This window comes from Shinella zoogloeoides, assembly GCF_022682305.1.
Lineage (GTDB): Bacteria > Pseudomonadota > Alphaproteobacteria > Rhizobiales > Rhizobiaceae > Shinella > Shinella zoogloeoides_B.
In genome coordinates this window covers 1,727,903-1,745,701 of sequence record NZ_CP093528.1, presented here as the reverse complement: position 1 = coordinate 1,745,701, position 17,799 = coordinate 1,727,903, and the positions used below count along the sequence as shown (strand labels likewise).

21 protein-coding genes are annotated in these 17,799 nt (G+C 63.3%); 5 read left to right on the top strand and 16 right to left on the bottom strand.

Going from position 1 to position 17,799, the window contains the following annotated elements:
- Positions 1–16: 16 nt before the first annotated feature.
- The 7 genes from MOE34_RS08945 to MOE34_RS08915 form a co-directional block, all read right to left on the bottom strand.
- A complete protein-coding gene (locus MOE34_RS08945) occupies positions 17–3,121 on the bottom strand; it encodes a complex I subunit 5 family protein (protein ID WP_242222984.1) in 3,105 nt (1,034 codons plus the stop codon).
- Positions 3,115–3,414 (bottom strand): sodium:proton antiporter, encoded by a 300-nt coding sequence (locus MOE34_RS08940; RefSeq protein ID WP_242222982.1) that lies wholly within the window; start codon positions 3,412–3,414, stop codon positions 3,115–3,117. The genes MOE34_RS08945 and MOE34_RS08940 overlap by 7 nt, the downstream gene beginning before the upstream one ends.
- 86 nt (positions 3,415–3,500) lie before the next feature.
- Entirely contained in the window at positions 3,501–4,199 is a 699-nt protein-coding gene (gene mbhE / locus MOE34_RS08935) for a hydrogen gas-evolving membrane-bound hydrogenase subunit E (RefSeq protein ID WP_242222980.1), read from the bottom strand.
- Complete coding sequence (gene mnhG, locus MOE34_RS08930) at positions 4,196–4,537, bottom strand: monovalent cation/H(+) antiporter subunit G (protein WP_242222977.1); 342 nt, start codon at positions 4,535–4,537, stop codon at positions 4,196–4,198. Before mnhG ends, mbhE begins: the two co-directional genes overlap by 4 nt.
- Positions 4,530–4,781, bottom strand: coding sequence for a hydrogenase subunit MbhD domain-containing protein (locus MOE34_RS08925; protein ID WP_242222976.1), 252 nt, complete (start codon positions 4,779–4,781; stop codon positions 4,530–4,532). The genes mnhG and MOE34_RS08925 overlap by 8 nt, the downstream gene beginning before the upstream one ends.
- Positions 4,782–4,786: 5 nt before the next feature.
- Positions 4,787–5,047 carry a monovalent cation/H+ antiporter complex subunit F gene (locus tag MOE34_RS08920; protein WP_242222974.1) on the bottom strand — a complete coding sequence of 87 codons (261 nt, stop codon included), beginning with the start codon at positions 5,045–5,047 and terminating at the stop codon, positions 4,787–4,789.
- Entirely contained in the window at positions 5,040–5,516 is a 477-nt protein-coding gene (locus MOE34_RS08915; RefSeq protein ID WP_242222972.1) for a Na+/H+ antiporter subunit E, read from the bottom strand. Before MOE34_RS08915 ends, MOE34_RS08920 begins: the two co-directional genes overlap by 8 nt.
- Before the next feature lie 306 nt (positions 5,517–5,822).
- Here MOE34_RS08915 and MOE34_RS08910 point away from each other — a divergent pair, with 306 nt between their 5' ends.
- Together MOE34_RS08910 and MOE34_RS08905 are read left to right on the top strand one after the other, a co-directional pair.
- Positions 5,823–6,344 (top strand): GNAT family N-acetyltransferase, encoded by a 522-nt coding sequence (locus tag MOE34_RS08910; RefSeq protein ID WP_242222970.1) that lies wholly within the window; start codon positions 5,823–5,825, stop codon positions 6,342–6,344.
- Positions 6,345–6,499: 155 nt separating this feature from the next.
- Entirely contained in the window at positions 6,500–6,913 is a 414-nt protein-coding gene (locus MOE34_RS08905) for a DUF4864 domain-containing protein (protein ID WP_242222968.1), read from the top strand.
- A gap of 6 nt (positions 6,914–6,919) precedes the next feature.
- Here MOE34_RS08905 and tgt read toward each other — a convergent pair whose 3' ends face one another.
- The 6 genes from tgt to coaD form a co-directional block, all read right to left on the bottom strand.
- Positions 6,920–8,050: a tRNA guanosine(34) transglycosylase Tgt gene (gene tgt / locus MOE34_RS08900; RefSeq protein WP_242222966.1), complete on the bottom strand. Its 1,131-nt coding sequence runs from the start codon at positions 8,048–8,050 to the stop codon at positions 6,920–6,922.
- A complete protein-coding gene (gene queA / locus MOE34_RS08895; RefSeq protein WP_242222964.1) occupies positions 8,047–9,114 on the bottom strand; it encodes a tRNA preQ1(34) S-adenosylmethionine ribosyltransferase-isomerase QueA in 1,068 nt (355 codons plus the stop codon). Before queA ends, tgt begins: the two co-directional genes overlap by 4 nt.
- Before the next feature lie 8 nt (positions 9,115–9,122).
- Entirely contained in the window at positions 9,123–9,572 is a 450-nt protein-coding gene (locus MOE34_RS08890; RefSeq protein WP_242222962.1) for a DMT family transporter, read from the bottom strand.
- Between the two features lie 75 nt (positions 9,573–9,647).
- The gene (locus MOE34_RS08885; protein WP_242222960.1) at positions 9,648–10,163 is read right to left on the bottom strand and encodes a peptidylprolyl isomerase; all 516 of its coding nucleotides are present in this window, start codon (positions 10,161–10,163) and stop codon (positions 9,648–9,650) included.
- A gap of 81 nt (positions 10,164–10,244) precedes the next feature.
- A complete protein-coding gene (locus MOE34_RS08880; RefSeq protein WP_242222958.1) occupies positions 10,245–10,811 on the bottom strand; it encodes a peptidylprolyl isomerase in 567 nt (188 codons plus the stop codon).
- Between the two features lie 31 nt (positions 10,812–10,842).
- Positions 10,843–11,337, bottom strand: coding sequence for a pantetheine-phosphate adenylyltransferase (gene coaD / locus MOE34_RS08875; protein ID WP_242222956.1), 495 nt, complete (start codon positions 11,335–11,337; stop codon positions 10,843–10,845).
- Between the two features lie 250 nt (positions 11,338–11,587).
- On the opposite strand from coaD, the gene MOE34_RS25430 reads away from it, so the two are divergent.
- Positions 11,588–11,713 carry a hypothetical protein gene (locus tag MOE34_RS25430; protein WP_277955661.1) on the top strand — a complete coding sequence of 42 codons (126 nt, stop codon included), beginning with the start codon at positions 11,588–11,590 and terminating at the stop codon, positions 11,711–11,713.
- A 13-nt stretch (positions 11,714–11,726) separates the two neighbouring features.
- Positions 11,727–11,873, top strand: coding sequence for a hypothetical protein (locus MOE34_RS08870; protein WP_242222954.1), 147 nt, complete (start codon positions 11,727–11,729; stop codon positions 11,871–11,873).
- A 176-nt stretch (positions 11,874–12,049) separates the two neighbouring features.
- Here the strand turns inward: MOE34_RS08870 and gyrA are convergent, their stop codons facing one another.
- Positions 12,050–14,830: a DNA gyrase subunit A gene (gene gyrA, locus MOE34_RS08865; RefSeq protein ID WP_242222952.1), complete on the bottom strand. Its 2,781-nt coding sequence runs from the start codon at positions 14,828–14,830 to the stop codon at positions 12,050–12,052.
- A 237-nt stretch (positions 14,831–15,067) separates the two neighbouring features.
- Between gyrA and MOE34_RS08860 the strand changes: the two genes are divergently transcribed.
- Complete coding sequence (locus MOE34_RS08860; protein WP_242222950.1) at positions 15,068–15,697, top strand: MarC family protein; 630 nt, start codon at positions 15,068–15,070, stop codon at positions 15,695–15,697.
- Here MOE34_RS08860 and MOE34_RS08855 read toward each other — a convergent pair.
- Together MOE34_RS08855 and MOE34_RS08850 are read right to left on the bottom strand one after the other, a co-directional pair.
- Positions 15,687–16,106, bottom strand: a complete 420-nt coding sequence (locus MOE34_RS08855) for a cupin domain-containing protein (protein ID WP_242222948.1) — start codon at positions 16,104–16,106, stop codon at positions 15,687–15,689. The two genes, MOE34_RS08860 and MOE34_RS08855, sit on opposite strands and share 11 nt — an antisense overlap.
- 331 nt (positions 16,107–16,437) lie before the next feature.
- Positions 16,438–17,733 (bottom strand): hypothetical protein, encoded by a 1,296-nt coding sequence (locus MOE34_RS08850; protein WP_242218804.1) that lies wholly within the window; start codon positions 17,731–17,733, stop codon positions 16,438–16,440.
- Positions 17,734–17,799 lie beyond the last annotated feature (66 nt).

Here is a 17,799-nt window from a genome sequence, read left to right as displayed (position 1 = left end):
ACGCTGTTCTCGCCAGTCAGGCTGGCAGCAACTGCAGCGTGCCGAGGATATACAACGCCAGGACATAATAGAGCACATGGAGCACATAGGTCTGGCCGTTGCCGGTGTAGACGCGGCGCACCAGTCCGGCCGTACCGATTGTCGCATCGCAGACGCCGTCCCACAGGCGGGTTGCGAGCGGTATGCCGAGAGGCGCGAAGGCGCGTCTGTAGAAGGCGAAGAAATGGGCCGTGCCGTCCGACGTCCCGCGTCCCCTCGCCGTCTTGTAGACCAGCAGGAAAATCGCAAGCAAGACTGCGGCAATGCCAACGCTCACGGCCATGACGGGCAGCGGGTTCCAGTAGCCGTAGATGGTTTCGAGCGACATGCCCTTCCAGACCAGCGTCGAGGCGAAATACGGGTCGATGGCCGCCGAGACCGGGTCCATCACCAGCTTCGGGAAGAACGAGAGCAGGAAAATCGCCGCGGCCAGCAGGACTTGCGGAATCAGGAGCGCCAGGGGTGCTTCCGCGACGACATCGCGCGCGTGCCTCTTCGGTCCGAGGAAAATCGAATAGCCGAAGCGAAACATGTACAGGAAGCCGATGAAGGTGGCGATCGCGCCGGCGACCGCGAGGCCGTACCATCCCTTGTCCATCATGGCGCTCAGCAGCAGCCATTTGCCGCCGAAGCCCGCAAGCGGCGGCAAGCCTGACATCGAGACGAGAGCGACGAGAACGAGGGCGAAGGTGAACGGCATACTGCGCGCCAGCCCGCCGGTTTCGTCGAACTGCCGTGTCCCGGTGCGCAGGATGACGGCTGCCGCCGCGAGGAACAGGATGCCCTTGACCATCAGGTGATTGGCCACAAGGTAGAATGCGGTGACCCAGCCGAGATGGCTCATCAGCGCGATGGCGGTGACGATGTAGCCGATCTGGCTCATGCTGGAATAGCCGAGCATGCGCTTCAGGTCGGTCTGCTGGAGCGCCATGACCGCCCCCGCGATCGTCGTCGCCATGCCGATCCATCCCATGAGATGCGCCATTTCAAGGCCGGCGTCGGAACGGATGGCGAGATAGGTCACCATGAACAGGCCGAAGACCGCGACCTTGCTGATGACGGCCGAAAGCATCGCCGACAGGTCGTCATCGGCTTCGGCATAGGCGCCGGGTAGCCAGACATGGACGCCGGCTGCCCCCGCCTTGATCAGGAACCCGATCGCAAGCAGCATGAAGGCGCGCGTGGCCTCCGGTCCCGCCGTCGCAAGGGCCTGAAGCGACAGGCTGCCGTTCGCGCTGGCGGCGGCTCCGAAGCCCGCGAGCAGGCAGAAGGCCGAAACCAGCGAAAACAACAGGAACTGCAGCACGTAAGGATGCGCGCCGGGCCGCTGGGCAATGAGGAAATAGCTCGAGAGCGTGATGATTTCCCAGTGGAAGAAGAATTCGAGACCGGTATCGGCGCGGAACAGGGCTGCGATGGACAGGAGCAGCACCGCCATCATCGCATGGAAGCCGCGGCGGATATCGGAACGGTAGAGGCTGGCGAAGGCCAGCACGACACCGCCGGCAAGCAGCAGGATGGCGAAGAGCGCGCGCAGGCCCGTGACGTCTCGAACGATCCACGCTCCGCAGAGCGTGACGACTATCAGCATGAGGCCGCATTTGACGCGCCCCGGAAGGGCGTCGAGAAGGAACAGCACGCCGCCGGCATAGAGCGGCGCAAACAGCCACAGCGAGGCCGCGCCTGCAAACGTGGCCGCGACGAAACCGGCGGCGAACAACAGCACGGCCGCGCCGAGCGCCGGAACGAGGTTGGCCAGCGGAAGGTCGATTGCGGCCGAACGGTCTGCCGCAACGTCCGGGCGCGTCGCATGCTTGAACCAACGGAACATATAGGCCGCCTCGAATAGCGAGCCGATCAGGATAACGGCGATCCAGACGGATTTCCCGCCGGCGGCGGCCTGCATGACGAGTTCCCATTTCGCCCAGAAACCCGGGAACGGCGGCAGGCCCGCGATCGCGACCACCAGCACGGCGAGAACGGACAGGACGAGGCGATTGCCGGCGAGGCCCGACCAGCGGTCGACGTCGGGACGCGCGACGACGGCCGCCAGCCAGAACAGGCCCGCCTTCGCCAGAAGATGGTTGACGAAAAGACCGCCGACGACCAGCGGCAGCGATTGTTCTGCGCCGAGCTGGTGGAGGAGCGCGAGGGCCAGCGGCAGAAGCCCCATCTGCGCGATGGAGGAATAGCCGAGCATGCGCTGCACGTTCGTCTGCCGCAGCCCGGCGAGATTGGAGAACAGGAAGGTCACGCCGCCCGAAAGGGCGAGGATGCCGAGATAATCCTCGAACAGCGGCAGCAGCTTGAAGAGCGCGAAGAACACGCCAGCAGAGACGCCGACGGAGATCAGCGCCGCCACGCCGCCGGGCGCCGTCTCGTAGGCGTCCAGCCCCCAGCCGTTGGCGGGAAACGGCTTCAGTTCCAGCACCAGGCAGGCAAGCACGAACAGCACCGCGCTGATGCCGATGGCGCCGGTGATCTCCCCCCTGCCCGCGATCATGGCGTCGATGTTGAGCGTGCCGGTCACGTGGTACAGAAGGCCTGCGCCGAGCAGGAAGAAGGACGAGGCGACCACGGTCGCCATGATGTATTTGAAGCTGGCGGACAAGGCGGCCGGTGTCCGCTCCATGCCGAGGAGGCCGTAGGTGCCGATCGACATGATCTCCAGGAAGACGAACTGGTTGAACAGGTCGCGCGTCATGACCATGCCGTTGATCCCCATGACGAGGATCAGGTAGAGCAGCAGGGCCGCGTAGCTGGTGCGCAGCCGGTTCCGGAGCTGCCAGGCGCCGAGAACCGCGACGACGTTGACGCAGGCCGCGAAAAAGGCCTCCCACGGGCCGAAGCGCAGGTTGATGGAGAACGGCGGGACGCTGCCGGCCGTCAGGATATCGACGGGTGCGCCGGCCTCCAGGACCCGCCACAGGCCGATGCAGGAAATGGTTGTCATGCCGACGAGCGCAACGACGAAGCCGATGGCCGGCAGCGGCTTGCCGATCTTGTAAAGCAGCGGAATAAGGAAGCCGCCACCTAGGCCGAGCAGGAAGATGTTTATCGGATGGACCAGGGCGTCTACCATTTAGACTCCGTCAATGCGTCGACCGACAGGGTTTTCTTCGCGGCATGGAGCCTGATGGCGAAGGCCAGCAGGATGGCGTTGACGGAAAAGCCGATCACGATGGCCGTCACCACGAGCGCCGAGGGAATCGGATCGACGGCGCGCGTGGCCGCATCCGAGGCCGACAGCGCCGCATCGACGATGGGCGCGGTCCCGCCGGTGATGTAGCCGGTCGCCACCAGGACGATATGCATGCCGGTGTCGATGAGCGAGAAGCCGATGATGATGCGCAGGATGTTGCGATGCGTCAGCATCCCCCAGAATCCGATGAGGATGAGGACGAACCCCGTGCAAAGCAATATCTGCGAAATCGGCAATCCCATCGCGCTCCCCGTCCCGTCTAGCTGCGAAACCGATCGATGATGACGCTCAGTTCGGCACCCACCTTGATGCCGAGGAGAGCCGAAATCACCGGAATGGCGCCCGCGCTGATGAATGCCCCGAAATCGCCGCGCGGCAGGATATGGCTGTCGAGGAAGCCGCTGCCGAGCGCAATCCCGAGAATGCCGATCAGGACATAGGCCACGCCCGCCAGCGATTCCGTCACACTGAGGACGGCGTGATTGATCGCCCCGGCGGGATAGGCCAGTATCAGCAGCATGACGCCGGAGGCCACGACCGCGCCGCCTTGGAAACCGCCGCCGGCCGAAAGGTGGCCGTTCAGGATGACATAGGCGCCGAAGAGGAAGATCATGGGAAGGACGATCTCCGCGCCGTTGCGTACCAGTTCGCTCGGGGGCGGCTCCACCACGTCGTCGCCCTCCTCCACAGGCTCGCCGCTCTCCTTTTTGCCCGCGAGCAGCAGCCCGACGCTCGCCGCCACCATGAACAGGACCGCCACCTCCCCCAGTGTATCGAAGCCGCGGAACGTGATGAGGATGCCAGTGACGATGTTGGGGGCGCCGAGATCGGCCGGAACCTCTGTCAGATAGTGCCTGGCGAGCGAGGAGACCGCGCTGCGCTCGTCGTAATCGACGGCAAGACTGGCGAAGAGGCCGGCGAAGGCAAGCACGGCGACCAGGCTGAAGAAGCGTCTCATGACCGCTCCCCGCCGGTGCTGTCGCTATCGTCGCGCAGCGCATCGACGACGGTCGTCGCCGCCATGGGCGTGCGGATGGAGTGCGCGGCCCGCGACAGCGCGTGGGAGCCCAGCGGGTTGGTCAGCAGCACGAAATAGGCGATGATCAGCAACTTCAGCGCCCAATCTGGATGATGGAGACCGAGGCCGGCAAGCACGAGGATATTGCCGAGCGTCGATGCCTTTGTGCCTGCCTGTATACGTGTGAAGACATCCGGCATGCGCAATACGCCGACGCCGGCGGAAAACAGGAAGAACGCCCCGATGAGGATCACGATGCTGCCGGCCAGCTCAATCATCTGCAGCCCCTCCGCCGCCCGTCTTGCGGATCGTGTAGAGGAAGATCAGCGTGGAAAGGCCTGAGCCGATCGCCGCCTCGGCCATGGCGACGTCAGGGGCGGCGAGAAGGACATAGGACGCCGCGGCGAAGAGGCTCGCAAGGCCCGCGCTCACCATGGCCGCCATCAGGTTGCCAAGGACAACGGCCAGCACCCCGCTTGCCAGGATGCCGCCGCACATCAACAGGATCAGCAACTCGACCATCGCGATCAGGGCCTTCGTTCCAGAAACCGGGCAATGGCGAGAACCGCCAGAAAGCTCAGGAGGCCGTAAACCAGCGCGACATCGACATAGACGAAGCGCCCCGAAATATGCGCGTAGAGCACCACGAGCGAGATCGTGACGACCGTCAGAAGGTCGATGGCGACCACGCGGTCGACCGCGGTTTTCCCGATCACCAGCCGCAGCACGCAGAAGACGATGCTGAAGAAGATCAGGACGACGGCGATCTTCAGGATGATATCAGCCAAACACCGCCTCCAGATGCTTGTGGAAGGGGCCGGTGATCGCGCGCGCCGCCTCTTCCGGGTCGGCGGTCTTTACGTCGAGCAAATGAATGAAGAGATCGTCGCCTCGCAGGTCCATGACGAGCGAGCCGGGCGTCAATGCAATGGAATTGGCAAGGGCGAGCCGGCCGAGCGGGGTCTTGAGCGGCATCTTCACCTTGACGATGCCCGGGCGGATGTCGATGCGCGGGGAATAGACATAACGCAGCATCTCGATATTGGCCTTGACCAGCTCGACGAGGAAGACGCCGGTATAGGTTATGAAATGAAGGACCCTCGCCGGTGTGACCGGAATGTTCCAGACAGCGCTGCGGCGGATGAAGACGAAAGACAGCGCCACCGACACGAGCACGCCGATAATGAGGATCGGCACTTCGAACGAGGCGTTGATGACCAGCCAGACGGCGAAGAGAAGGACCGAGAGAAAGATCACGCCCGATGACGGTCCTTGTTCGCGCGGCTTCGGCGCATCGTGGTCCTCTTGCATCGCGCAGGCTTTCGGCGGGTTGGCTGAGGCGCTCGTGAGTATTCCGGCCGGATGGCTCCGGTTGGAATGTGACCGTTCGCGCGCTCTGCGGTTTCCTGTCGTTCTCGGGAAACCTTAGCATCGCCACCCCAGAGTGCAATGATTCGTATCCTCCCTCCACCGCCTGTTGCCTGTGGCTTGAACAAGCGCCCTCGCCCGGGCAAATTCCTGTTCCTTTCGTCTGTTCAACCGCCGACTTGCGTGTGATTCCCGATGTCCGATATCCCTGTCCTTGAAACCGATCGCCTCATCCTGCGCGGCTCCTGCATCGAGGACTTCGATGCCATGGCCGAGATGTGGGCGCTGCCCGAGATGGTGCGCTATGTCGGCGGCGTGCCGCAATCGCGCGAGCAGTCATGGACGCGGCTCATGCGCCATATCGGCATGTGGCAGGCCATGAAGTTCGGGTTCTGGGCGGTCATCGACAAGGCCTCCGACCGGTTCATCGGACAAGCCGGCTTCCACGAGATGCGGCGCGCCCTCACGCCCAGCATAGAGAATACGCTGGAAGCCGGCTGGGGCCTGCATCCGGATTTCCAGGGGCGCGGCTATGCCAGCGAGGCGCTGCGGACGATGCTGCCCTGGGCGGCTACGAACCATCCCGACAAACAGGTCACCTGCATCATCGATCCGGACAATGTCGCGTCCATACGCCTTGCCGAACGGCATGGCTTCCAGGCGTTCGCCCGCTCTCCCTATCAGGACTCCGAGGTGATCATCTTTCGAAAGATATAGACCCTCACCCGGTAGCGAAACATCGAGATTACTTTAATTTTTTTATGTAAATTATTGTTTTGAAGTATTAAATATACTTTATATCCTTTGCAAAGAAGATGCGCACCCCGGCGCGCAGGCATGCTATCCTGATACTTCCGGAGGGAGTGTGCGTCATGAAAATGCCAGCCGCCATGTTCCTTTGCATCTGCCTGCCGCTGTCTGCCGCGATGGCTGAAGAGCCTGTCGACACGGCGCAGGACATCATCCAGAGGCAGATCGCCGCCTTCCTGAAGGATGATGCGAGGACGGCCTATTCCTTTGCCTCACCGACGATTCGTGAAAAATTCCCAACGGAAGGCGCCTTCTTCGACATGGTGAAGAAGGGCTATGCGCCGGTCTATCGCGCGGGCAATTTCGCCTTCGGGCGTTCGAAGGTCGAGGGAGACATGGTGCTGCAGGAAGTGCTGATCTCCGGCCCGGACGGCAAGGACTGGACGGCGCTCTACCAGCTCCTGAAGCAGCCGGACGGCAGCTACAGGATCAACGGCGTGCATATGGTGCGCGCCGCGCCGGGGCCGGAGATATGACCTGTTTCAGAGAGGGGCGAGGTCGCCCCTTGCCCAGTTCTCCTGCGTTTCCGCCATGAAGTCGGCGAAGCGGCCTTCCTCGATCGCCTTGCGGATTCCGGCCATCAAATCCTGGTAGTAGGAGAGATTGTTCCACGTCAGCAGCATGCCGCCGAGGGATTCGTTGGCGCGGATGAGGTGGTGCAGGTAGGCGCGCGAATAGTCGCGGGCGGCCGGGCAGTTCGATTCCTCGTCCAGCGGGCGCATGTCCTCGGCATGGCGGGCGTTGCGCAGGTTGATGCGGCCGCGCCGGGTGAAGGCAAGGCCGTGGCGTCCGGAGCGGGTCGGCATCACGCAGTCGAACATGTCGACGCCGCGGGCGACGGATTTCAGCATGTCGTCCGGCGTGCCGACGCCCATCAGATAGCGCGGCTTCTCGAAAGGCATGTGCGGGATGGTGGTGTCGATCATGTCGAGCATGACCTCCTGCGGCTCGCCGACGGCAAGGCCGCCGATGGCGTAGCCCTTGAGGTTCAGTTCGGCCAGCGCCTGCGCGGACCGCACGCGCAACTGCGGAATGTCGCCACCCTGCACGATGCCGAACATCGCCTTGCCCGGCTGGTCGCCGAAGGCCACCTTGCAGCGCTCGGCCCAGCGCAGCGACATTTCCATGGCGCGCTCGATTTCCTTCGGGGATGCCGGCAGCGCCACGCATTCATCGAGCTGCATCTGGATATCGCTGTCGAGCAGGCCCTGGATCTCGATGGAGCGCTCCGGCGACATGTGATGCAGCGCGCCGTCGACGTGGCTCTTGAAGGTGACGCCCTGCTCGTCGAGCTTGCGCAGCCCCGAGAGCGACATGACCTGGAAGCCGCCCGAATCGGTGAGGATCGGGTGCGGCCAGCGGATCAGCTCGTGCAGGCCGCCGAGGCGCGCGACGCGTTCCGGGCCGGGGCGCAGCATCAGGTGATAGGTGTTGCCGAGGATGATGTCGGCGCCAAGCTCGCGCACCTGGTCGAGATACATCGCCTTGACCGTGCCCACCGTGCCGACGGGCATGAAGGCCGGCGTGCGTATCGTGCCGCGCGGCATGGAGACCTCGCCGCGGCGGGCCTTGCCGTCGGTGGCGAGAAGCTTGAACTGGAAGGTATCGGTCATCGGTGGTCCCGGAAAAGCAGGCTGGAGTCGCCGTAGGAATAGAAGCGGTAGCCGGTCGAAATGGCGTGGGCATAGGCGCCGCGCATCGTCTCGAGGCCGGAGAAAGCCGAGACGAGCATGAAGAGCGTCGACTTCGGCAGGTGGAAGTTGGTCATCAGGATATCGGCCGTGCGAAAGCGGTAGCCGGGGGTGATGAAGATACCCGTCGCGCCGGACCAGGACTTGATTGTGCCATCGGGATCGGCCGCGCTTTCGAGAAGGCGCAACGACGTCGTGCCGACCGAGACGATGCGCCCGCCCCTCGCCTTCACGGCATTGAGCGCGGCGGCCGTCTCCTGTGAGACGTAGCCGATCTCTTCATGCATGACGTGTTCGGTCGTATCGTCCGCCTTGACCGGCAGGAAGGTGCCCGCGCCGACATGCAGCGTCACGAAATGCCGTTCGACGCCGAGCGCGTCGAGCTTTTCGAAGAGCGCATCGGTGAAATGGAGGCCGGCGGTCGGGGCGGCGACGGCCCCTTCCTCGCGGGCGTAGATCGTCTGGTAGTCCTTGCGGTCTGCCTCGTCGTCGGCGCGCTTGGAAGCGATATAGGGTGGAAGCGGGATATGGCCGACCGTCGCAATCGCGCGGTCCAGCGCGGGGCCGGAGGCGTCGAAATGCAGGGTAACTTCACCGCCCTCGCCCTTCTCCTCAATGATGGCCGAAAGCGCCTCGCCCGCGCCGAAGGTGATCCGGTCACCCGGCTTGATGCGTTTTCCCGGCTTGGCGAAAGCCTTCCAGCGGTCTCCGGCAATACGCATGTGCAGCGTAGCGGACACCTTCTGGCCGCCCGCCCCTTCGCGATGGCGGATGCCTTCGAGCTGGGCGGGAATGACGCGCGTATCGTTGAAGACCAGCGCATCGCCGGCGCGCAGCAGCGACGGCAGGTCGCCGACGGTGAAGTCCCGATAGGGTGTCGCGGTCTCCGGTTGGACGACGAGCAGCTTTGCCGCCTCGCGCGGCGTTACCGGGCGCAGCGCGATGTTTTCTTCCGGCAGATCGAAATCGAAGAGGTCGACGCGCATGAAATATCTCAGAGGAAGCGGATCATCAGCGCGCCGGCAACGAGCATTCCGGCGCCGGCGACGCGGCCCACGGAGATTTCACGCACCGCCATGCCGAGGAAACCGATACGGTCGAGCAGGATGCCGGCGAGAAGCTGGCCGGAAACGGCGAAGGCCATGACGGCGGCGGCCCCGATACGCGGGGTCAGGTAGATGGCGGTCGTGACATAGACCGTGCCGAGCGCGCCGCCGGCGATATACAGCCAGAGGTCCGGCCCGCGCCAGTCGGGCGAGCGGCCTTCGAAGGCGGTCGTGGCGGCGACGACGAGAGCAAGCAGCAGCGCACCCGCGAAGAAGGAGATGAAGGCGGCGGCGACCGGCATGCCGAGCCCGCGGCCGAGCATGGCATTGATGGGAGCCTGAATTGCGATGCACGCGCCGGCCGCAATGCCGAGCAGCGCCCAGAGGAATGCAGCCATGGTGCCGGTCCTTGAAAAGCGCAAAGAAAAACCGCGCCCGCCGTGGCGAGCGCGGTCGAAAACGTCGGTTTTCTATCAGGCCGCTACGTCGGCGGCAACCTTCATCGAAACGATGGTGTCGGGATCGCGCACCGGCTCGCCGCGCTTGATCTTGTCGATGTTCTCCATGCCTTCGACGACCTGGCCCCAGACGGAGTACTGCTTGTTGAGCCAGGGCGCGTCGGTGAAGCAGATGAAGAACTGCGAGTTGGCGGAGTTCGGCATCTGGCTGCGGGCCATGGAGCAGGTGCCGCGCACATGGCTCATGTTGGAGAATTCGGCCTTGAGGTCCGGCTTTTCGGAGCCGCCCATGCCGGCGCGGGCCGGGTTGAAGTCCTTGCCGCCGGTCTTGCCGTACTGGACGTCACCGGTCTGGGCCATGAAGTCCTCGATCACGCGGTGGAAGACGACGCCGTCATAGGCGCCTTCGCGCGCCAGTTCCTTGATGCGCGCGACGTGTCCCGGTGCGAGATCCGGAAGAAGCTGGATGACCACCTTCCCCTTCGTGGTTTCCATGATGATGGTGTTTTCCGGATCCTTGATCTCGGCCATGGTCTCTCTCCTTCTAAAGCCTGCCCCGCAAATGGGTCGCGGTTCTGCGATTGCAACAGGCGAAAATCGAAATGTGGGGGCTTACTTGCCGACGGTGACCTTGATCATGCGGTCCGGATCGGTGACCGAGCCGTTGTTGGCGTCGTCGCCGAGCTTGATCTTGTCGACATTCTCCATGCCCGAAACGACCTTGCCGACGACCGTGTACTGGCCGTTCAGGAAGTCGCCGGGGGCGAACATGATGAAGAACTGCGAATTGGCCGAATTCGGATCCTGCGCGCGGGCCATGCCGACCGTGCCGCGTTCGAACGGGATATCGGAGAACTCGGCCGGAAGGTCCGGCTGGCTGGAGCCGCCCGTGCCGGCCGCCTGCGGCTGGAAGCCGTTTTCCATGTCGCCGAACTGCACGTCGCCGGTCTGGGCCATGAAGCCCTTGATGACGCGGTGGAAGGCGACGTTGTCGTATTCGCCGGCGGCGGCCAGCGCCTTGATGCGCTCGGCGTGCTTGGGCGCCTTGTCGTTCAGCTCGATGACGACCGGGCCGTCCTTGAGCTGGATCGTGATGAAATCTGCGGCCTGGGCAACGAAGGCGCTCGTGGCGGTCGCCAGGAACAAGGCTCCTGCAAAGGCGTGACGGAGAATGCGCATGATAGCTCCCTTGAGGGGTTCAGGTTGTGGCTCAGCTCTTCTGGCGGGCCTTGAGGGCCGCAAGCACGGGCGCCGGGACAAAGGCACTGACATCGCCGCCCATCGCCGCGATCTGGCGGACCAATGTGGCGGTAATGGGCCGCGAGGAAACGCCCGCCGGCAGAAATACAGTCTGGACACCCGGCGCCATCTGACGGTTCATGCCCGCCATCTGCATCTCATAATCGAGGTCCGTGCCGTCGCGCAGGCCGCGGATCAGGAGAGGCGCGTCATGCGCGCGGGCGGCGTCGACCACGAGGTTGGAGAAGGAGACGACGCTGACATCCCCTGCCCGCTCCGGCAGGACGCCCGCAATGGACTGGCGGATGAGGCTGGCGCGCTCCTCGAAGGTGAAGAGCGGTGTCTTGCCCGGATGAATGCCGATGGCGACGATAACCTTCGGCGCCACGTTGAGCGCCTGCACCAGAACGTCGATATGACCGTTGGTGATCGGATCGAAAGAGCCAGGATAGAAGGCGACTGTCATCGGCGGGGTCCCGTTTGCCGCCTTGTGTCATGGACCGCCTTTTTCCGCAAGGGCGCGGCCTGTCGCAGCCGCGACTGTCCCCTGTGAAGAACATGAACCCCGCGTGAATGGGCCGTTCAAGACCATTTCAGGCACGTCATGTTTAAGTGCCAGCATAGAGGTCTGGAACAAAGTTCGCATCCGCGCATTACCCTGACCGAACGCAACGGAACAAGTAACGCGTTTCCTTAAGGCTGGAAGGAATACGAAAATGGCACTCGCCCTTCTCTGCATGACCATGTTCATCGCGCTGACCGCGGCAACGATCCATGCGCTGCGCGAAGAAGATCGCCCGGCTGCGCCCAAGGCCGCCGTGCGCGGCAAGTGGCTGCGCTGAGGTGAATGGCATCATGGCAGTGCTCACCATCGTGTCGACGGTCTTCATCAGCGTCGTCTTCACCTTCGACTTCGCGCGCACGATTCTCGACCTGAAACGGGATCGCGCCGAGTTGAAGGCGATGAAGCTGAAAACGAAAGCAGGCGGCTTCGGCGTCTAAAGCAATTCCAGCAAAAGCGCGAAGCGGTTTTGCATCAGGAATTGCGGCCATCAAGGCAACGCCGTCATGCCGCCGTCAAGGCGGGCAGCACCCTCCAGGCTGCCCGCACCAAATGAAAAGCCGGACGGTCGTTCCCTGCCCGTCCGGCTTTTTCATGTCTTGAGGAAGGCTTGCGCCTATTCCTCTGCGCTCGGCGCTGCGTCTCCGGCTTCGATATCGCCTTCGGTTTCCGCCGATTCCGCGTCGTCGTCGCCTTCCGGCTCGCTGATGCGCTCGACCGAAACCACCTTCTCGTCCTTGGCCGTGGAGAAGATCGTCACGCCCTTCGTCGCGCGGCTGGCGATGCGGATGCCGTCGACCGGTACGCGGATGAGCTGGCCGCCGTCGGAGACGAGCATGAGCTGGTCCTTCTCCTCGACCGGGAAGGCGGCGACCAGTTCGCCGATCTCGCCCGTCTTGGATGTGTCGGTGGCGCGGATGCCCTTGCCGCCGCGGCCGGAGGTGCGGAAGTCGTAGGAGGACGACCGCTTGCCGTAGCCCTTCTGCGAGACCGTGAGCACGAACTGCTCCTGCTCCCTCAGAAGCTGGTAGCGCTCATCGGAAAGATCCCCGACTTCGCCGACGTCCTCGCCGACCAGCGCGATATCCTCCTCGTCGACACCGCTGGCGCGGCGTTCGGCGGCGGAGCGCTTCAGGTAGGCGGCGCGTTCCCATGGCTCGGCATCGACATGCTTGACGATGGTCATCGAGATGATGCGGTCGCCGTTGCCCAGCGTGATGCCGCGCACGCCGACCGAATTGCGGCCGGCGAAGACGCGCACGTCATCGACCGGGAAGCGGATGCACTGGCCGAGCGCGGTCGTCATCAGCACGTCGTCGCGCTCCGTGCAGGTCTCGACGTTGAGGATCTCGTCGCCCTCTTCCTCGAGCTTCATCGCGATCTTGCCGTTGCGGTTGACCTGGACGAAGTCGGACAGCTTGTTGCGGCGGACCGTGCCGCGGGTCGTCGAGAACATGACGTCGAGGTTTTCCCACGTCGTCTCGTCCTCGGGCAGCGGCATGATGGTGGTGATGCGCTCGCCGGGCTCGATCGGCAGCATGTTGATGAGGGCCTTGCCCTTCGATTGCGGCGTACCGATCGGCAGGCGCCAGACCTTTTCCTTGTAGACGATGCCGCGCGAGGAGAAGAACAGCACCGGCGTATGCGTGTTGGCGACGAAGAGGCGCGTCGCGAAATCCTCGTCCTTCATGGCCATGCCGGAGCGGCCCTTGCCGCCGCGGCGCTGCGCGCGATAGGTGGCGAGCGGCACACGCTTGACGTAACCGGCATGCGACACGGTGACGACCATGTCCTCGCGGGCGATGAGATCCTCGTCGTCCATGTCCGGGCCGCCCTCGGCGATCTCGGTGCGGCGCGGCGTGCCGAACTCGTCGCGCACGGCGGCAAGCTCTTCCTTGACGATGTTCATCATGCGCAGGCGCGAGGAGAGGATGTCGAGATAGTCCTTGATCTCCTCGCCGATCTTGTTGAGTTCCTCGTCGATCTCGTCACGGCCAAGCGCCGTGAGGCGGGCAAGGCGCAGTTCGAGGATGGCGCGGGCCTGCTCCTCGGAGAGATTGTAGGTGAGGTCCTCGTTGATGCGGTGGCGCGGGTCGTCGATGAGGCGGATCAGCGCGTCGACATCCTTGGCCGGCCAGCGGCGCTCCATCAACTGCTCGCGCGCCGTCTGCGGATCGGGCGCGCGGCGGATGAGGTTGATCACCTCGTCGATATTGGCGACGGCGATGGCGAGACCCACCAAGACGTGGGCGCGGTCGCGCGCCTTGCGCAGCAGGTATTTCGTGCGGCGGCTGACGACTTCCTCGCGGAAGGCGACGAAGGCGCGCAGCATGTCGAGCAGCGTCATCTGCTCCGGCTTGCCGCCGTTCAGCGCCACCATGTTGCAGCCGAAGGAGGTCTGGAGCGGCGTATAGCGGTAGAGCTGGTTCAGGATGACGTCGGCATTGGCATCGCGCTTCAATTCGATGACGACGCGATAGCCGTCGCGGTCGGATTCGTCGCGCAGGTCCGAGATGCCCTCGATGCGCTTGTCGCGCACCAGTTCGGCCATCTTCTCGATCATCGTCGCCTTGTTCACCTGATAGGGGATTTCGGTGACGATGATCTGCTCGCGGTCGCCGCGCATCGGCTCGATATGGGCACGGCCGCGCATGACGACCGAGCCGCGGCCCGTCTCATAGGCCTGGCGGATGCCGGCGCGGCCGAGGATCAGCGCGCCGGTCGGAAAATCGGGGCCGGGAATGTGCTGCATCAGGTCGAGCAGCTCGATCGCCGGATTGTCGATCAGCGCGATACAGCCGTTAATGACCTCGGTGAGGTTGTGCGGCGGGATGTTCGTCGCCATGCCGACGGCGATGCCGCCCGCGCCGTTGACCAGGAGGTTCGGGAACTTGGCGGGAACGACGACCGGCTCGCTCATCGTGCCGTCGTAGTTGTCGCGGAAGTTGACCGTTTCCTTGTCGAGGTCGTCGAGCAGGGAGTGGGCGGCCTTTTCCAGGCGGCATTCCGTGTAGCGCTGGGCGGCCGGCGGGTCGCCGTCGACGGAGCCGAAGTTGCCCTGGCCGTCGATGAGCGGCAGGCGGAGCGACCAGTCCTGCGCCATGCGCGCCAAGGCGTCGTAGATCGCGGCGTCGCCGTGCGGATGGTATTTACCCATCACGTCACCGGTCACGCGGGCCGACTTCACGTATTTCTTGTTCCAGTCGACGCCCATCTCGCTCATCGAGTAGAGGATGCGCCGGTGAACGGGCTTCAGGCCGTCGCGCACATCGGGCAGCGCGCGGGACACGATCACGCTCATGGCGTAATCGAGATAGGACCGCTGCATTTCCTCGATGATGGAGATCGGCTCAATGCCGGGAGGGTTCTTGCCGCCGGGTGTCGATTGTTCTGTCAATTTCGGTCACGATCGTTGTTCAGAATCAGATGCAATTTTATAGCCTACCGAGGCTGGAAGCGCCAATTTTGCCAAGGGTTTTGAACAGGCTTTTCCCAGGAAATCCGCCAATTTGCGCATTTTCATGACCTGAAAGGCGCGACTTTCCGGCCGCCCTTCCCTTCCGCGCCACGCTCGCCTAACAATGCGCCGACAAGGCCGACGAAACGGCCGCTCAATGGCGAGGGGAACGCCCGCATGCTCAATCTCGATCTCGTGGTCAACGCGATCACGACCCTGCTCGTGACCATCGATCCGCCGGGCCTCGCGCCGATCTTCCTTGGCCTCACCGTCGGCATGACGCGGCCGCAGCGCAAGCAGGTGGCGCTGCGCGGCTCGCTCATCGCCTTCTGCATCCTCGCCGTCTTCGCGCTGACGGGCGCGGGCGTGCTGTCGCTCCTCGGCATCTCCATCGGCGCCTTCCGCATCGCTGGCGGCCTCCTGCTCTTCTGGATCGCCTTCGAGATGATCTTCGAGCGCCGCAACGAGCGGAAGGAGAAGACCAGCGAAGTGGCGATCACCCGCGACCATATCCACAACATCGCCGTCTTCCCGCTCGCGTTGCCCCTGATTGCCGGCCCCGGCGCGATCTCCGCGACGATCCTGCTCTCCGGTTCCTTCCCCTCCGCCCTGGAGCGCGGCGCCCTCATCGGCGTGCTCGCGCTCTGTATCGGCATCCTCTTCCTGTCGCTGGTCATCGCCGAGCGCATTGACCGCTTCCTCGGCAATACCGGCCGCGCCATCCTCACGCGCCTGCTCGGCGTCATCCTCGCAGCGCTGGCCGTGCAGTTCGTGGTGGACGGGGTGAAGTCGGTGTTTACCGGCTGACGGGCGGGTTCTCGGCAAACCACGTCGCGATGGCTGGCATATTCTCCTCGAAGCCGCCGGGCAGGAAGACATTCAGCAGGCCGGCCCGCCGATCCGTGCGGTTCTCGAAATCGTGCAGCACGCCTGCCGGAATGCGTATGAAACTGCCCGCCGGCGCTTCCAGCCATTCCGCGCCGGCAAGGATGCTGGCGACACCTTCGATCACGTAGAAAAGCTCGATATTCTCATCATGGGCGTGAGCGCCCGGCCCTGTCGTCTGCGGTTCGAGCCACCATTCGGAGACGCTGTAGGCGCTGTCCGTTTCACCGTGATCCGCCTTGAAGACGGCATTCATCCGCCCGAGCGGATAGGCACGCCCCTCGCCGGGGCGCAGGAAAAGCACGTCCCTTTCCGTCCTTTCATCGCGCATGCCATGCCTCCCTTCGCGCGAGAATGCCGGGCGCCAAAGAAAAAGGCCGGCGCTCAGGCCGGCCTTTCGTTCCCGTTCTCAGAACGGTAATAGAGAGTCCAAATTGCAAACTGAGAGAGAGAGACCCGGTAAAGCAGGGTTTCCAGCGTACTTCTTTGGCACTCACTCCTCAAATTTGTAAACTTCGCTCTCATTGGTGACCCGCATTCGCCTCCTATGTTTACAATTCTCGCGTCAAATTAATAACGTGGCAATGGTCTGATAGGGAGGCGTCACGAATTAATTGTAGGCAGTGTTTCGACCGGACCTTCCAAGGACACGCCGTATCCGCTCAATTCCATGGCCCCTTCCAGTGCGGCCCGGGAACGGTTTCGTCTTCGGGTGACACGAGCATATGCCCGGGAAGTGGAGACTTTGTGCCGTGCTTCCCCACCCGATATGGCGCCATCGTCTCAGTCATCGCCCAAGACTCGTCGCGGCGCGTGGTGTCCTCGGGTATGAAATGATTTGCGTACACCCAACGCAGATGCGAGGTCGTGGGCTGGAATGATCGCGCCTGCGAGCGATTTTGCATATCCCGGAAAAAGTCGACGAACCTACCGGATTTACTTTCGATCCCAACGTGAATAACGCCAGGAATATCGGGAGGCAGCTGGCCCTCCGCATTTGCTAAGACGCGTCGGAAATGTCCTGCTTTGCGACGAGAAGCTTCTGCCGCAACGCCGCCCCAAACGACGACGCTAGCCTGGTAGATCGCGTCCGCGTATTCCGGCTTGTCGGCTCTTGGCCGCCATTTCGCAGCCATGCTGTAGTCCGCATCTTCCTCATATCGTCCTGTGAGAAGCTCGATCATCCGGCTGCCGCCGTAATAGACAAAATCATGGGCCATCACGCCACGTACGAGGCTCCATTCCACCGGCCGGACAATTCCTTTCGAGATTTCGTCGCTCCATGCCTGCGAAATCTTGCGTTTCAAGGCCCTATCGACCATGCGTACGAGATAGTCGTCCGGAATATCCGAAAGCTCGACGTTGTAGATCACCTCGACGACGTGGGATGAGTAGCGTTCGAGCATGAGGGTATGAACCGGCTCCGCGAGTTTCATCCCTGCCGCACGTTCACTCTTCGCATACGTCGATGGAACCATTCGCTTGCATTCAATAGCCCACCTTGTACGAGGCTTCGATGCCAAAAGGTCCGGCGTTCTCGCGATCCCCCTTTTCTCGGGCAGGAACTCCACATTTTTCCAGCCGTTGCGCTTCCACGCCAGACTGACGAGCAATTCGAAAAGCGCTCCGTCAGGCTGACTTTTATCCGAGGTCATCATCCGCGCTGCACGCTCTTCCGCACCTTTTACGGAAAGCATGAGCGGAAGCTCCTTCCCGATGCGGGTAAGATACGGCACGGCACGCATTATGCCCTCGGGGGCGACATACATCCGGTCCGTTGCGAACGATTCCGCCTGAAGAATATACCATGCGATCGTGTCGCTCTCGTCGAACAGAACGGAGCGTTCTCCATCTCTTTGGCGTTGCCTGGCTACTGCGAGGCGCGTTTTCGCAGCTTCGAGCCGCCGCTCTATTTCACGATGCGGTACCAGGCTCTTAAGCCATGCGACTGCCAGCATAAGCTCATCGTCACGCCAGTCGTGTCCGGTTAGCGGAGCGGTCCAATCAAGATTCCTACCGTCAAT

Excerpts from the sequence above, each read along its gene's own strand:
- mnhG (WP_242222977.1), bottom strand. The coding sequence starts at position 4,537 with ATGATTGAGCTGGCCGGCAGCATCGTGATCCTCATCGGGGCGTTCTTC.
- MOE34_RS25430 (WP_277955661.1), top strand. The coding sequence starts at position 11,588 with ATGGCACTCGCCCTTCTCTGCATGACCATGTTCATCGCGCTGACCGCG.
- tgt (WP_242222966.1), bottom strand. The coding sequence starts at position 8,050 with ATGACCGATACCTTCCAGTTCAAGCTTCTCGCCACCGACGGCAAGGCC.
- MOE34_RS08940 (WP_242222982.1), bottom strand. The coding sequence starts at position 3,414 with ATGCTGACGCATCGCAACATCCTGCGCATCATCATCGGCTTCTCGCTC.
- MOE34_RS08905 (WP_242222968.1), top strand. The coding sequence starts at position 6,500 with ATGAAAATGCCAGCCGCCATGTTCCTTTGCATCTGCCTGCCGCTGTCT.
- MOE34_RS08855 (WP_242222948.1), bottom strand. The coding sequence starts at position 16,106 with ATGCGCGATGAAAGGACGGAAAGGGACGTGCTTTTCCTGCGCCCCGGC.
- queA (WP_242222964.1), bottom strand. The coding sequence starts at position 9,114 with ATGCGCGTCGACCTCTTCGATTTCGATCTGCCGGAAGAAAACATCGCG.
- mbhE (WP_242222980.1), bottom strand. The coding sequence starts at position 4,199 with ATGAGACGCTTCTTCAGCCTGGTCGCCGTGCTTGCCTTCGCCGGCCTC.
- MOE34_RS08880 (WP_242222958.1), bottom strand. The coding sequence starts at position 10,811 with ATGCGCATTCTCCGTCACGCCTTTGCAGGAGCCTTGTTCCTGGCGACC.
- MOE34_RS08945 (WP_242222984.1), bottom strand. The coding sequence starts at position 3,121 with ATGGTAGACGCCCTGGTCCATCCGATAAACATCTTCCTGCTCGGCCTA.
- MOE34_RS08910 (WP_242222970.1), top strand. The coding sequence starts at position 5,823 with ATGTCCGATATCCCTGTCCTTGAAACCGATCGCCTCATCCTGCGCGGC.
- MOE34_RS08885 (WP_242222960.1), bottom strand. The coding sequence starts at position 10,163 with ATGGCCGAGATCAAGGATCCGGAAAACACCATCATCATGGAAACCACG.
- MOE34_RS08890 (WP_242222962.1), bottom strand. The coding sequence starts at position 9,572 with ATGGCTGCATTCCTCTGGGCGCTGCTCGGCATTGCGGCCGGCGCGTGC.
- coaD (WP_242222956.1), bottom strand. The coding sequence starts at position 11,337 with ATGACAGTCGCCTTCTATCCTGGCTCTTTCGATCCGATCACCAACGGT.
- MOE34_RS08925 (WP_242222976.1), bottom strand. The coding sequence starts at position 4,781 with ATGGTCGAGTTGCTGATCCTGTTGATGTGCGGCGGCATCCTGGCAAGC.
- MOE34_RS08870 (WP_242222954.1), top strand. The coding sequence starts at position 11,727 with ATGGCAGTGCTCACCATCGTGTCGACGGTCTTCATCAGCGTCGTCTTC.
- MOE34_RS08860 (WP_242222950.1), top strand. The coding sequence starts at position 15,068 with ATGCTCAATCTCGATCTCGTGGTCAACGCGATCACGACCCTGCTCGTG.
- MOE34_RS08850 (WP_242218804.1), bottom strand. The coding sequence starts at position 17,733 with ATGCTGGCAGTCGCATGGCTTAAGAGCCTGGTACCGCATCGTGAAATA.